This is a genomic window from Pseudomonas sp. St290 (genome assembly GCF_018325805.1).
Taxonomy (GTDB): Bacteria; Pseudomonadota; Gammaproteobacteria; order Pseudomonadales; family Pseudomonadaceae; genus Aquipseudomonas; species Aquipseudomonas bijieensis.
This window is the reverse complement of record NZ_AP014703.1, coordinates 4,335,970-4,349,275: the sequence shown is the minus strand read 5'-3', so window position 1 is coordinate 4,349,275 and position 13,306 is coordinate 4,335,970. Positions and strand designations below refer to the sequence as shown.

Annotated in this window: 16 protein-coding genes; 7 read left to right on the top strand and 9 right to left on the bottom strand. The window is 62.4% G+C overall.

The window, feature by feature from the left end:
* Positions 1 to 110 precede the first annotated feature (110 nt).
* The 6 genes from PBDP_RS18870 to cysG all read left to right on the top strand — a co-directional run bounded on the left by PBDP_RS18870 (position 111) and on the right by cysG (position 7,799).
* On the top strand, positions 111 to 2,516 hold the full coding sequence (locus PBDP_RS18870; protein ID WP_109755544.1) for a DNA translocase FtsK: 2,406 nt from the start codon (positions 111 to 113) through the stop codon (positions 2,514 to 2,516).
* A gap of 57 nt (positions 2,517 to 2,573) precedes the next feature.
* The gene (gene lolA, locus PBDP_RS18865) at positions 2,574 to 3,197 is read left to right on the top strand and encodes an outer membrane lipoprotein periplasmic chaperone LolA (protein ID WP_134924967.1); all 624 of its coding nucleotides are present in this window, start codon (positions 2,574 to 2,576) and stop codon (positions 3,195 to 3,197) included.
* Between the two features lie 214 nt (positions 3,198 to 3,411).
* Positions 3,412 to 4,737: a replication-associated recombination protein A gene (locus PBDP_RS18860; protein WP_003203328.1), complete on the top strand. Its 1,326-nt coding sequence runs from the start codon at positions 3,412 to 3,414 to the stop codon at positions 4,735 to 4,737.
* Positions 4,734 to 5,108: a fluoride efflux transporter CrcB gene (gene crcB, locus PBDP_RS18855; protein WP_013693703.1), complete on the top strand. Its 375-nt coding sequence runs from the start codon at positions 4,734 to 4,736 to the stop codon at positions 5,106 to 5,108. The genes PBDP_RS18860 and crcB overlap by 4 nt, the downstream gene beginning before the upstream one ends.
* 15 nt (positions 5,109 to 5,123) lie before the next feature.
* Positions 5,124 to 6,404: a serine--tRNA ligase gene (gene serS, locus PBDP_RS18850; RefSeq protein ID WP_163857948.1), complete on the top strand. Its 1,281-nt coding sequence runs from the start codon at positions 5,124 to 5,126 to the stop codon at positions 6,402 to 6,404.
* A complete protein-coding gene (gene cysG / locus PBDP_RS18845) occupies positions 6,405 to 7,799 on the top strand; it encodes a siroheme synthase CysG (protein WP_109755540.1) in 1,395 nt (464 codons plus the stop codon).
* 141 nt (positions 7,800 to 7,940) lie between these two features.
* On the opposite strand, the gene PBDP_RS18840 is transcribed toward cysG, so the two are convergent.
* From PBDP_RS18840 to PBDP_RS18805, 8 genes are all read right to left on the bottom strand, one after another.
* Positions 7,941 to 8,945, bottom strand: coding sequence for a glutathione S-transferase family protein (locus PBDP_RS18840; protein ID WP_212801145.1), 1,005 nt, complete (start codon positions 8,943 to 8,945; stop codon positions 7,941 to 7,943).
* An 88-nt stretch (positions 8,946 to 9,033) separates the two neighbouring features.
* A complete protein-coding gene (locus PBDP_RS18835; protein ID WP_212801144.1) occupies positions 9,034 to 10,035 on the bottom strand; it encodes a glycosyl transferase family protein in 1,002 nt (333 codons plus the stop codon).
* On the bottom strand, positions 10,032 to 10,367 hold the full coding sequence (locus PBDP_RS18830; protein ID WP_116832841.1) for a TusE/DsrC/DsvC family sulfur relay protein: 336 nt from the start codon (positions 10,365 to 10,367) through the stop codon (positions 10,032 to 10,034). The genes PBDP_RS18835 and PBDP_RS18830 overlap by 4 nt, the downstream gene beginning before the upstream one ends.
* On the bottom strand, positions 10,364 to 10,657 hold the full coding sequence (gene tusB, locus PBDP_RS18825) for a sulfurtransferase complex subunit TusB (RefSeq protein ID WP_109755536.1): 294 nt from the start codon (positions 10,655 to 10,657) through the stop codon (positions 10,364 to 10,366). The genes PBDP_RS18830 and tusB overlap by 4 nt, the downstream gene beginning before the upstream one ends.
* Positions 10,657 to 11,019 (bottom strand): sulfurtransferase complex subunit TusC, encoded by a 363-nt coding sequence (tusC, locus tag PBDP_RS18820; protein ID WP_109755535.1) that lies wholly within the window; start codon positions 11,017 to 11,019, stop codon positions 10,657 to 10,659. The genes tusB and tusC overlap by 1 nt, the downstream gene beginning before the upstream one ends.
* On the bottom strand, positions 11,020 to 11,412 hold the full coding sequence (gene tusD / locus PBDP_RS18815) for a sulfurtransferase complex subunit TusD (RefSeq protein ID WP_116834246.1): 393 nt from the start codon (positions 11,410 to 11,412) through the stop codon (positions 11,020 to 11,022).
* Between the two features lie 237 nt (positions 11,413 to 11,649).
* Positions 11,650 to 11,985, bottom strand: a complete 336-nt coding sequence (locus tag PBDP_RS18810) for a DUF6388 family protein (RefSeq protein ID WP_109755534.1) — start codon at positions 11,983 to 11,985, stop codon at positions 11,650 to 11,652.
* A gap of 2 nt (positions 11,986 to 11,987) precedes the next feature.
* Positions 11,988 to 12,248, bottom strand: coding sequence for a hypothetical protein (locus PBDP_RS18805; protein WP_109755533.1), 261 nt, complete (start codon positions 12,246 to 12,248; stop codon positions 11,988 to 11,990).
* 142 nt (positions 12,249 to 12,390) lie between these two features.
* Here PBDP_RS18805 and PBDP_RS18800 point away from each other — a divergent pair, with 142 nt between their 5' ends.
* A complete protein-coding gene (locus PBDP_RS18800) occupies positions 12,391 to 12,741 on the top strand; it encodes a hypothetical protein (RefSeq protein WP_109755532.1) in 351 nt (116 codons plus the stop codon).
* 57 nt (positions 12,742 to 12,798) lie between these two features.
* Here the strand turns inward: PBDP_RS18800 and PBDP_RS18795 are convergent, their stop codons facing one another.
* Positions 12,799 to 13,230: a GNAT family N-acetyltransferase gene (locus tag PBDP_RS18795; protein WP_116832840.1), complete on the bottom strand. Its 432-nt coding sequence runs from the start codon at positions 13,228 to 13,230 to the stop codon at positions 12,799 to 12,801.
* Between the last annotated feature and the right edge of the window lie 76 nt (positions 13,231 to 13,306).

The window sequence follows — 13,306 nt, the reverse complement described above, 5'->3', positions numbered from 1 at the left end:
GTAAAAGTAGTACCGGTTGTGCACATTCACTTTTTTACCTGCTCGTAATGGGCAGTTTTTTATAGTCATTCAACAGATGGACGCGCCGTAGGCGCAGGAAAAGAAGCGTTTTGAAGAAATCCACCGCAGCACCCAAACCAGTCGTTCCGCTCTGGCGCCAGCAATTGCACTACCGGCTCAAGGAAGGTGCGTTGATCGCCATCGGTGCCCTGTGCCTGTTCCTGATGATGGCCCTGCTGACCTACGGCAAGGACGATCCGGGCTGGAGCCATAACAGCAAGATCGACGACGTGCAGAATTTCGGCGGCCCGGCCGGTTCCTACAGCGCCGACATCCTGTTCATGGTGTTGGGCTATTTCGCCTACATCTTCCCGTTGCTGCTGGCGATCAAGGCCTACCAGATCTTCCGCCAGCGCCACGAACCGTGGCAGTGGAGCGGCTGGCTGTTCTCCTGGCGCCTGATCGGCCTGGTGTTCCTGGTGTTGTCGGGGGCCGCGCTGGCCCATATCCATTTCCATGCGCCCACCGGCTTGCCGGCCGGGGCGGGCGGTGCGCTGGGGGAAAGCCTCGGCGACCTGGCCAGGAACGCCCTGAATATCCAGGGCAGCACGCTGCTGTTCATCGCCCTGTTCCTGTTCGGCCTGACGGTGTTCACCGACTTGTCCTGGTTCAAGGTCATGGACGTCACCGGCAAGATCACCCTCGACCTGATCGAACTGATCCAGGGTGTCGTGAACCGCTGGTGGGCGGCGCGCACCGAGCGCAAGCAACTGGTGGCGCAACTGCGTGAAGTCGACGACCGGGTCCACGATGTGGTGGCCCCGACGACGCCGGACAAGCGCGAGCAGGCCAAGGTCAAGGAGCGCCTGATAGAGCGTGAGCAGGCCTTGAGCAAGCACATGTCCGAGCGCGAGAAACAGGTGCCACCGGTCATTACCATGGCCCCGGCCAAGCCGCCGGAGCAGAGCAAGCGCGTGCAGAAAGAGAAACAGGCGCCGCTGTTCGTCGACAGCGCGGTGGAAGGCACCTTGCCGCCGATCTCGATCCTGGACCCGGCCGAAAAGAAACAGCTCAACTATTCCCCCGAATCCCTGGCGGCTGTCGGCCACTTGCTGGAGATCAAGCTCAAGGAGTTCGGCGTCGAGGTCTCGGTGGATTCGATTCACCCGGGCCCGGTCATCACCCGCTACGAAATCCAGCCGGCCGCCGGCGTGAAGGTCAGCCGCATCGCCAACCTCGCCAAGGACCTGGCGCGTTCCCTGGCCGTGACCAGCGTGCGGGTGGTGGAGGTGATTCCCGGCAAGACCACCGTGGGGATCGAGATCCCCAACGAAGACCGGCAGATCGTGCGCTTCTCCGAGGTACTGTCCACGCCGGAGTACGACAACCACAAGTCGCCGGTCACCCTGGCCCTGGGCCACGACATCGGTGGCAAGCCAGTCATCACTGACCTGGCGAAAATGCCCCACTTGCTGGTGGCCGGTACCACCGGTTCCGGTAAATCGGTGGGTGTGAACGCGATGATCCTGTCGATCCTGTTCAAGTCCGGCCCGGAAGACGCCAAGCTGATCATGATCGACCCGAAAATGCTCGAGCTGTCGATCTACGAGGGCATCCCGCACCTGCTGTGCCCGGTGGTCACCGACATGAAGGACGCCGCCAATGCCTTGCGCTGGAGCGTTGCCGAGATGGAACGCCGCTACAAGCTGATGGCGAAGATGGGCGTGCGCAACCTGTCGGGCTTCAATGCCAAGGTCAAGGAAGCCGAGGAAGCCGGTACGCCGTTGAGCGACCCGCTGTATCACCGCGAGAATATCCACGACGAAGCGCCGCTGCTGCACAAGCTGCCGACCATCGTGGTGGTGGTGGACGAATTCGCCGACATGATGATGATCGTCGGCAAGAAGGTCGAAGAGCTGATCGCCCGTATCGCCCAGAAGGCCCGTGCGGCCGGTATCCACCTGATCCTCGCCACACAGCGACCGTCGGTGGACGTGATCACCGGCCTGATCAAGGCCAACATCCCGACCCGCATGGCATTCCAGGTGTCGAGCAAGATCGACTCGCGGACCATCATCGACCAGGGCGGTGCCGAGCAGTTGCTCGGCCACGGTGACATGCTCTACATGCCGCCGGGCACCAGCCTGCCGATCCGTGTACACGGCGCGTTCGTTTCCGACGACGAAGTGCACCGCGTGGTGGAGGCCTGGAAGCTGCGCGGCGCACCTGAATACAACGACGACATCCTCAACGGTGTCGAAGAAGCCGGCAGCGGTTTCGAAGGCAGTAGTGGCGGCGGTGACGACGATGCTGAAACCGATGCGCTCTACGACGAAGCGGTGCAGTTCGTCCTGGAGAGCCGTCGGGCCTCGATTTCTGCTGTTCAGCGCAAGCTGAAGATTGGCTACAACCGCGCCGCTCGCATGATCGAAGCCATGGAAATGGCCGGGGTGGTGACGGCCATGAACACCAACGGTTCGCGCGAAGTACTGGCGCCGGGCCCGATGCGCGACTAACGACCCGGGCGGCTTGCTGACACGCCGCCCGACCCCCACGACTTCATGAGGACTCCCATGCGCCTGATTCGCATGTTGCTGTTGCCCGTATTGGCCCTGACCACCTTGTCGGCCCACGCCGATGAAAAGGACGTGGCCCGCTTGACCCAGTTACTGGAGCGCTCCCAGACCCTGACCGCGCGTTTCTCCCAACTGACCCTTGACGGCAGCGGCACCCAGTTGCAGGAAACCGCTGGCGAAATGGCGTTGCAGCGCCCGGGCCTGTTCTACTGGCACACCGACGCGCCGGCCGAGCAATTGATGGTCTCCGACGGCAAGAAAGTCTCCCTGTGGGACCCGGACCTGGAGCAGGTCACCATCAAGACCCTCGACCAGCGCCTGACCCAGACCCCGGCATTGCTGCTCTCCGGCGACATCTCCAAGATCAGCCAGAGCTTCGACATCAGTGCCAAGGAGGCCGGCGGCGTGATTGACTTCACCCTCAAGCCCAAGACCAAGGACAGCCTGTTCGACAACCTGCGCCTGTCGTTCCGCAACGGCCTGGTCAACGACATGCAACTGATCGACAGTGTCGGCCAGCGCACCAATATCCTGTTCACCGGGGTCAAGGCCAACGAGCCGATCGCGGCATCCAAGTTCAAGTTCGACATCCCCAAGGGTGCGGACGTGATCCAGGAGTAAACACAAAGCCCCTGTGGGAAATGGCCTGTAGGAATGGTCTGTGGAAATTGGTCTGTGGGAGCAAGGCTTGCCCGCGATACAGACACCTCGGTGTATCTGGTAGACCGAGGCGATGCAATCGCGGACAAGCCTTGCTCCCACAGGTCTGCTCCCACAGATCTGCTTCTGCAGAGAGAATCGGTATCAGGACCCAGTGGAGGTTGTATAAGTAGTGATGGACCTGTTTCGAAGCGCCCCGATTGCCCAGCCATTGGCCGCCCGCCTGCGCGCGACCAACCTGGATGAGTACGTCGGCCAGGAGCATGTGCTCGCTCGCGGCAAGCCGCTGCGCGAAGCGCTGGAGCAGGGCGCGCTGCACTCGATGATCTTCTGGGGCCCGCCGGGCGTGGGCAAGACCACCTTGGCGCGGCTGCTGGCGGAAGTCTCGGACGCCCATTTCGAAACGGTTTCGGCGGTGCTGGCCGGGGTCAAGGAAATCCGCCAGGCGGTGGAAGTGGCCAAGCAGCAGGCCGGCCAGTACGGCAAGCGCACCATCCTGTTCGTCGACGAAGTGCACCGCTTCAACAAATCCCAACAGGACGCGTTCCTGCCCTACGTGGAAGACGGCACGCTGATCTTCATTGGTGCGACCACCGAAAACCCTTCGTTCGAACTCAATAACGCGTTGCTGTCCCGGGCGCGGGTCTATGTGCTCAAGAGCCTCGACGAAGCGGCGATGCGCAAGCTGGTGCATCGGGCATTGACCGAGGAGCGCGGCCTGGGCAAGCGGCATTTGAGCCTCAGCGACGAAGGGTTCCAGATCCTGTTTTCGGCCGCTGACGGTGATGGCCGGCGCTTGCTCAACCTGCTGGAAAACGCCTCGGACCTGGCTGAGGACGATAGCGAGATTGGCGTCGAGCTGTTGCAAAGCTTGCTGGGCGATACCCGGCGGCGCTTCGACAAGGGCGGCGAAGCGTTCTATGACCAGATCTCGGCGCTGCACAAATCCATCCGCGGCTCCAACCCCGATGCCGCCTTGTACTGGTTTGCGCGAATGATCGACGGCGGCTGCGATCCGCTGTACCTGGCGCGGCGCGTGGTGCGCATGGCCAGCGAAGACATCGGCAACGCCGACCCTCGCGCCCTGAGCCTGTGCCTGGCAGCCTGGGATGTGCAGGAGCGCCTGGGCAGCCCGGAAGGCGAGCTTGCCGTGGCCCAGGCGATCACCTACCTGGCCTGTGCGCCGAAAAGCAACGCCGTGTACATGGGCTTCAAGGCGGCGATGCGCAGCGCTACCGAGCATGGCTCCCTTGAAGTGCCGCTGCACCTGCGCAATGCGCCGACCAAGCTCATGAAGCAGTTGGGCTATGGCGAGGAATACCGTTACGCCCACGATGAGCCGGACGCTTATGCCGCCGGCGAAGACTATTTCCCCGATGAACTCGAACCCCAGCGCTTCTATCAGCCGGTGCCCCGTGGCCTGGAACTGAAGATCGGCGAGAAGCTCAACCACTTGGCGCAATTGGACCGCTTGAGTCCACGGCAGCGGAGAAAACCTTGATCCCCCTGATTCTTGCAGTTTCCGCAGGTGGCGTTGCCGGTACGTTGGTGCGCTTCGCGACCGGCAACTGGATCAATGCAAATTGGCCGCGGCACTTCTATACCGCGACGCTGGCCGTTAATATCGTGGGCTGTCTGCTGATCGGTGTTCTATACGGTCTGTTTTTGATGCGCCCGGAAGTGCCCATCGAGGTACGTGCGGGCCTGATCGTCGGCTTTCTTGGCGGCCTGACGACTTTTTCATCCTTTTCACTGGATACGGTGCGCTTGCTGGAAAGCGGGCAGGTGCCGCTGGCCCTGGGCTATGCGGCCATCAGCGTATTCGGCGGGCTGCTCGCCACATGGGCCGGCCTGTCCCTGACCAAACTTTGATAACGAGAGACCGACATGCTCGATTCCAAACTGTTACGTAGCAACCTTCAGGACGTAGCGGATCGCCTGGCTTCCCGTGGCTATGCCCTGGACGTCGCGCGCATCGAAGCGCTGGAAGAACAGCGCAAGACCGTCCAGACCCGCACCGAAGCCCTGCAGGCTGAACGTAACGCGCGCTCCAAGTCCATCGGCCAAGCCAAGCAGCGTGGTGAAGACATCGCGCCGCTGATGGCCGATGTCGAGCGCATGGCGGGCGAATTGAGCGCTGGCAAGGTCGAGCTGGACGCGATCCAGACCGAGCTGGATTCGATCCTGCTGGGCATCCCGAACCTGCCGCACGAATCGGTACCGGTCGGTGAAGACGAAGAGGGCAACGTCGAAGTGCGCCGCTGGGGCACGCCAAAGGTCTTCGATTTCCCGGTGCAGGACCATGTGGCCCTGGGCGAGAAGTTCGGCTGGCTCGATTTCGAAACCGCCGCCAAGCTTTCCGGCGCGCGTTTTGCCCTGTTGCGCGGGCCGATTGCCCGTCTGCATCGGGCCCTGGCGCAGTTCATGATCAACCTGCACGTCACCGAACACGGTTACGAAGAAGCCTACACACCGTACCTGGTCCAGGCCCCGGCCTTGCAGGGCACCGGCCAGTTGCCGAAGTTCGAGGAAGACCTGTTCAAGATCAGCCGCGACGGCGAGGCCGACCTGTACCTGATCCCGACCGCCGAAGTGTCGCTGACCAACATCGTCGCTGGCGAGATCGTCGACGCCAAGCAACTGCCGATCAAGTTCGTCGCCCACACGCCGTGCTTCCGCAGTGAAGCCGGGGCGTCGGGTCGCGACACCCGGGGCATGATCCGCCAGCACCAGTTCGACAAAGTCGAGATGGTCCAGATCGTCGAGCCTTCGAAGTCCATGGAGGCGCTGGAAAGCCTGACCGCCAATGCCGAGAAGGTCCTGCAACTGCTGGAACTGCCGTATCGCACCCTGGCGCTGTGTACCGGCGACATGGGCTTCAGCGCGGTCAAGACTTTCGATCTGGAGGTCTGGATCCCGAGCCAGGACAAGTACCGCGAGATTTCCTCGTGCTCCAACTGTGGCGACTTCCAGGCCCGCCGTATGCAGGCGCGTTTCCGCAACCCGGAAACCGGCAAGCCGGAACTGGTCCACACCCTCAATGGCTCCGGCCTGGCGGTGGGCCGGACCCTGGTGGCGGTGCTGGAAAACTACCAGCAGGCCGACGGTTCGATCCGTGTGCCCGAGGTGTTGAAACCGTACATGGGCGGCATCGAGGTCATCGGTTAAATGGACTATTTGCCACTGTTCCACAACCTGCGCGGCAGCCGCGTGCTGGTGGTTGGCGGCGGCGAGATTGCCTTGCGCAAGTCTCGCCTGCTGGCCGATGCCGGCGCGTTGTTGCGGGTGGTCGCACCCGATATCGAACCGCAGTTGCGGGAACTGGTCGGTGGCAGCGGCGGTGAATGCATCCTGCGTGGCTACGTGGAAGTGGACCTGGACGGCTGCGGTCTGATCATCGCTGCCACCGACGACGAATCGCTCAACGCCCAGGTGTCGGCTGATGCCCACAAGCGTTGCGTGCCGGTCAACGTGGTGGACGCGCCAGCCTTGTGCAGTGTGATTTTTCCGGCCATCGTCGACCGTTCGCCCCTGGTGATCGCGGTGTCCAGCGGCGGCGACGCGCCAGTGCTGGCGCGGTTGATCCGGGCCAAGCTGGAAACCTGGATTCCATCGACCTACGGGCAACTGGCCGGGCTGGCGGCGCGTTTTCGCAGCCAGGTCAAAGGCTTGTTTCCCGATGTGCAGCAACGTCGGGCGTTCTGGGAAGAAGTGTTCCAAGGCCCTATCGCCGACCGTCAACTGGCCGGGCAGGGTGCCGAAGCCGAGCGCCTGCTGCAGGAAAAGATCGACGGCCAGGCGCCGAACGCGCCGGGCGAAGTCTATCTGGTGGGGGCTGGGCCGGGTGATCCTGACCTGCTGACCTTCCGTGCCTTGCGCTTGATGCAGCAGGCCGACGTGGTGCTGTATGACCGCTTGGTGGCGCCGGCAATCCTGGAACTGTGTCGGCGCGACGCCGAGCGCATCTACGTTGGCAAGCGCCGCTCCGAACACGCCGTGCCCCAGGACCAGATCAACCAGCAATTGGTGGACTTGGCCCGACAAGGTAAGCGAGTGGTGCGGTTGAAGGGCGGTGATCCGTTCATCTTCGGCCGTGGCGGCGAGGAGATCGAAGAGCTGGCGGCCCACGGCATCCCGTTCCAGGTTGTCCCGGGCATCACCGCCGCCAGTGGTTGTGCGGCCTACGCCGGGATCCCCCTGACCCATCGTGACTACGCCCAGTCGGTGCGGTTCATCACCGGCCATCTCAAGGACGGTACCAGCGACTTGCCATGGGCCGACCTGGTGTCCCCGGCCCAGACGCTGGTGTTCTACATGGGGTTGGTGGGATTGCCGGTGATCTGCAACGAGCTGATCAAGCATGGTCGCGCGGCGGACACACCGGCGGCGTTGATCCAGCAAGGCACGACATCCAATCAGCGAGTCTTCACCGGCACCCTGGCGGATTTGCCACGGCTGGTGGCCGAGCATGAAGTGCATGCGCCGACGCTGGTGATCGTTGGGGAAGTGGTACAACTGCGCGAGAAACTGGCTTGGTTTGAAGGGGCCCAGGGGCAGGTTTAGGAAGACCGCGTCGTCTCCAATCGCGAGCAGGCTCGCTCCCACAGTGGGCCGTGTACAACCGCAGATTCATGGTTGAACGACGATCAAGTGTGGGAGCGAGCCTGCTCGCGATGGGCCTTCAGAGGCAATCAAGACCCCAGATCACTTCCCAGAACCAAGCCAAATCCCTTTCCCACTCAACCTTCCCCGATCATGGGCGACCGTAAAGTCCTGCTTCGGCCCCTTGGGCACGATCCCATTGGGGTTGATGGTCTTATGGCTGCCATAGTAATGGCCCTGGATATGGGTGAAATCCACGGTCTCGGCAATGCCCGGCCACTGATACAGCTCCCGCAGCCAGTTCGACAGGTTCGGATAATCGGCGATGCGCCGCAGGTTGCACTTGAAGTGGCCGAAATACACCGCGTCGAAACGGATTATCGTGGTGAACAGTCGGATATCAGCCTCCGTCAGATATTCACCGGCCAGGTAGCGTTGGGTCGCCAGCAAGGCTTCCAACCGGTCCAGTTCGGCGAATAAACCGTCGAATGCCTCTTCGTAGGCCGCTTGGGTGGTGGCGAACCCGGCGCGATACACGCCGTTGTTCACCGCCGGGTAGATGCGCTCGTTCAGCGCATCGATGTCACTGCGTAGCGGTTCGGGGTAAAGATCCAGGTTGTTGCCGGTCAGCCCATCGAAGGCGCTGTTGAACATGCGGATGATTTCCGCCGATTCGTTGTTGACGATGCGCTGTTGGCGTTTGTCCCACAGCACCGGCACGGTGACGCGACCGGTGTAGTCCTCGGTATCGGCGGTGTAGCGCTGGTGCAGGAAGCTCAGGTTGTCGAGTTTGTCGCCGGTGGAGCCGTGGGCCTTGTCGAAGGTCCAGCCGTTTTCCAGCATCAGGTAGCTGACCACCGAGACGTCGATCAGGTCTTCCAGGCCCTTGAGCTTGCGAAAGATCAGCGTGCGATGGGCCCAGGGGCAGGCCAGGGACACGTACAAATGGTAGCGCCCGGCCTCGGCGGCAAACCCGGCTTCGCCGCTGGGGCCGGCGCTGCCGTCGGTGGTCACCCAGTGACGGCGTTGCGCCTGTTCGCGCTGGAACGTGCCGTCCTTGCTTTCATACCACTGATCCCGCCAGCGGCCCTCTACTAACAAACCCATCTCGATCTCCTCGGCCAATAAACATTGGAGGGCAGTCTATGCCGATGGGTTCGAACTAAAAGCGCAAAGGTTGGGCGTTGATGATCGACTAAATCGATCGATCCCGGGCATCCCAATATTGCCGGGCCCGTTCGAAAGCCTCTTCGCGCGCCAGGCCCAGGCCGCGCAAGGCCAGGGCCATGGTGGCGATCAAGGCGAGTTGCGGGTAGCTGTCTTCAACGTCGCCGCGCCAGACGGCTTTCAGGTGCTCGGGGTCGAGGCTTTCCGGCTTGACGTGGCGTTGTTCGGACAGTCGCGGCCATTCTTCATCCCAACTGGTGCCACCGGTGGTGCCGTACAAGTGACTGTCAGCGTCCGGGTTGATCTCGATCTCGCCGCCGTCGCCCTTGATCACGATGGCGGTATCACCCAGCAACCCGCTGGCATCGCGATGCACCGCCTGATAGCCCGGATGGAAGATGCTTTGCAGCCCGCAACGGGCGCCCAACGGGTTGAGAATCCGTGCCAGGGAGTGGATCGGCGAGCGCAAGCCCAAGGTGTTGCGCAGGTCGATCATCCGCTGCATTTGCGGCGCCCAGTCCACCAGTGGCATGAAGGCCAGGCCGCCGTTGTCCAGCGCGCTACCGACCTGCTGCCAATCCCGGCACAGCGGGATCTGCAGCAAGCCGAGCAATTGTTCGGTGTAGAGCCGACCTGCGGTGTGAGCACCGCCGCCGTGTATGAAAATCCGCACACCGTTCTGCCCAAGGCACTTGGCCGCCAGCAGGTACCACGGCAAATGGCGCTTCTTGCCGGCATAGGTCGGCCAGTCGAGGTCTACCGCCAAGGCCGGGACAACCAGGCGTTCGCGCAGGGCTTCGGTGAAGCCGGCCATTTCCTCGGCGCTTTCTTCCTTGTGCCGCAACAGCATCAGGAAGGCGCCAAGCTGGGTGTCCTCGACCTTTTCGTCGAGCACCATGCCCATGGCCTCGCGGGCTTCTTCGCGGGTCAGGTTGCGGGCACCGCGCTTGCCTTTGCCAAGGATGCGTACGAACTGGGCGAACGGGTGTTCGGCCGGGGTCTCAAGGGACAGCGATGGAAAGTCGGTCATAAGCAATTCGTCGGTTTGGGCAGGCCCGCCAGCTTGGCGGCGAGTTTGGCGGGAGTGCCTTTGAACAATCGGTTCAGGTGCAGGCTGTTGCCTTTGTTCGCGCCCAGTTTCAGTGCCGTGTACTTGATCAGCGGCCGGGTCGCGGGGGAAAGCTGGAATTCGTCGTAGAAACCGCGCAGCAGTTCGAGGATCTCCCAGTGTTCGGGGCCGAGCTCAATGTCTTCGGCGGTTGCCAGAGCCGTGGCCACCTCGGCCGACCAGTCATCAAGGTCGGCCAGGTAGCCGTCCTTGTCCAGCGCGATGGTGCGCTCGCCCACCTTCAGCGTCTTCATAGCCAGGTGTTGACCTTGTCGTGCTCGATCGATAGCTCGACGAAACCTGAATAGTTGATGGCTTCGGCCCAGTCTGGTGTGTCCAGGGCACGGGCCTGGAGGTCTTCGGCGAGCACGAACAGGTTCACGCCAGCGGCTTGCAGCACTTCAAACGGTGGGCTGCCCGGTTGCAACGCATACGTCGCGTCGCCACACAGCAACAGCGCATCCTGATTGCCCAGTAGCCGCAGGCAACTGGCAAGGCGGTTATCGCCGAAGGGCGAATGAGACAACACATGCAAAGTCGACATCAGAGGGTGATCACCTGGTCGTAGCGGTCGATGAGCGCGGCGATGTCCGGCGCAGTCAGTACTTTTACCTCGCCCAGTGCCAGGGCATCGGTGGCGATGCCGCGTTCGGCGGCGCTGGCGGCGCAGAGGAACAGGTCTTCGACGCCGAACATCGGCAATGCCTGCAAGTTGGCGCTCAGATCCTTTTGCTGGACCGCCTTGGCGTTTTGGCCTGACGTGAGCTGGAACACGCCGTCATCGAGAAACAGCAGGCCGATGGGCAGGTCGAACGCACCACCGGCCAGGACGATGTCCAGCGCTTCACGGGCGCCGGGGCCGGACCATGGGGCCTGGCGGCTGATGAGCAATAACGACTTGGCCATTCACGCGCCTCCAAAGCAGATCAGACGGTCGGCGTCCTGGATCGCATCGTGCAACTGACCCAGCCCAGACAAGGCCCAGGGTGCTTCGACGCTGACCGCAGAACGCTGGTAGCGCTGGGCTTCCTCGTCGTTCAACACACCACGGCGCAACGCCGCCGCGATGCAGACCACGCCATCGAGCCGATTGTCGCTGACGAACGCGCGCCACTGCTGGGGCAGGTCCTGTTCGTCCTGGGGGGGGACGACGCTGCTGGCGGCGTTATAAACGCCGTCCTGATAGAAAAACAACCGCACGATTTCATGCCCACTTGCCAGCGCAGCCTGGGCAAACAACAGCGCTCGGCGCGAGGAGGGCGCATGGGCGGCGGAAAACAGCGCAATGGCGAACTTCATGACAGACCCGATCAGCAAAACTGCGGCCATGATAAAGCTTTATGGGCGCAGGGGCGATTGCCAAGGGTGTTCACCAGGGCATGGGGTGAACACTGTGTGGCGAGGGGATTTATCCCCGTCGGGCTGCGAAGCAGCCCCTGGATTTGCCAACGCGGTGCATCAGACAGACTGCGGTGACTGGAAGAGGGGCTGCTTCGCAGCCCAGCGGGGATAAATCCCCTCGCCACAGGGATGTGTTCAGCCTTGGGTTTTGAGGCCATGCAGTTCGCAATACTCCGCCCACTCCATCCCCGCCATTTCCGCCACTTCCTTATGTACCTCCAGGCGCTGGGCCTGGTAGTCCTCGGGGGAGGCGGCGGTCAGTTGCAGGGTCAGTTCCCAGGCGAACAGGCCCAGGCGTTCGGCCTCGGCTTCGAAGGCTTCATGCAGCCGCTCAGCGCGGTACTGCGCAGCGGTCTCGCCCTTGGCCTGGGCCAGCAGCGGGTTGAGGTGGTCCAACTCGATGCGCAGTTCGGGACGCTCGTCGAGAAACTTTTCCAAGGCCTGTTCGTGTTGCTGTTCGGTTGCCGCCATGATCACTCCTTAGGGGATGAAGACTGCTTTTTGCTGGCCTTGGCCGCAGCCGCGAGACATTCGAGGGCGAACTGTTCGGTGTAGGTCATCTGGATCGGCGTGGTTTCGCCCTTGACGGTGCGTTCGCCGTCGAGAATGTAGCGAATCCGCTTGTCGGTGACGCCGATTCGCTTGGCGATCCAGGAAGGAGTCTGGCCGATCTGGCTGATGAGTTTGTCGGCGTATTCGGCGGTGGGTTTGTAGAACTCGGCGTTGGGGGTCATGGAGTGTTCCGCGATGGCTGGTGGCAATGGCGCGACAGGTTGCGCGAATCGCAGGCCGATGTCCCGTGTAAATTTCAGTAAAGCAGCACGAAGGCGGGGGCCGCAGTGCTACAGTCCGTTTTTTTCTTGATGAGTGAACGCAATGCGAATGTTGACGGTGGCCCTGGCCGCAACCTTGCTGGCCGGCTGCGCGGGTTCGGCGATGAACGAGGCCCGGACCCAGGCCCCATACAAGATCATGACCTCGGACAAACCCGAACAGGTCGTGGCCCAGTGCGTGCAGTTCTCCTGGCAGGACGAAACGGTGTTCGGTGTCGATGCTGGTGCCTACCTGCAACCGGGCAAGCAGGGGGGCTCGACGGTCTACACCCGCTCCGCCGAAGCGTTTGTCGATTTGCAAACCGGTGCTGACGGTACGACGTTGAACTATTACGCCAAGCATGACGACTTCGTGGCCAAGCGCCGGTTGGCGGCGTTGGCGACTTGTCTTTAAGCAGGCAGATTGAGGTGCCTGCCATCGCGAGCAGGCTCGCCTCCACAAGGTCGGGTTTCAGTCGGTGGGAGCGAGGCGCTTCTGGAGGAAGAAGTGCTGGTGGCCCGGCGGGTAGTCGTCGATCTGGCCGACTGTCGTAAAGCCGTGCCTGCGGTAGAACTCCGGCGCCTGGAAGTCGAAGGTCTCCAGCCAGATGCCCACGCAGTTTTTCTCCCGGGCCAACTCTTCGGCCATTTGCATCAGGGTCGAGCCCGTGCCCTGGCCCCGGGCCTGTTCCGGCACCACCAGCAACTCGATATACAGCCAGCGGAAAAACACTCGGCCGTAGAGCCCCCCGACAATTTCGTCGTGTTCGTCCCGCACCAGCCAAGCGACCAGCTCAGGCACCGTCCCGCCAGTCTTGGCCGTGTTATAGGCCCGTAGCGGAGCGAGAATGGCCTGACGTTCTTCGTCGGTGGGCGTGTCCGTGCGTTCGATTCGCAGCGTCATCGGTGATGTCCCTATTCAGTAAAAAATCAACGCACGAGCCTATCTCAAAGGGGATGTCGCCGTAACCCAGCCGACG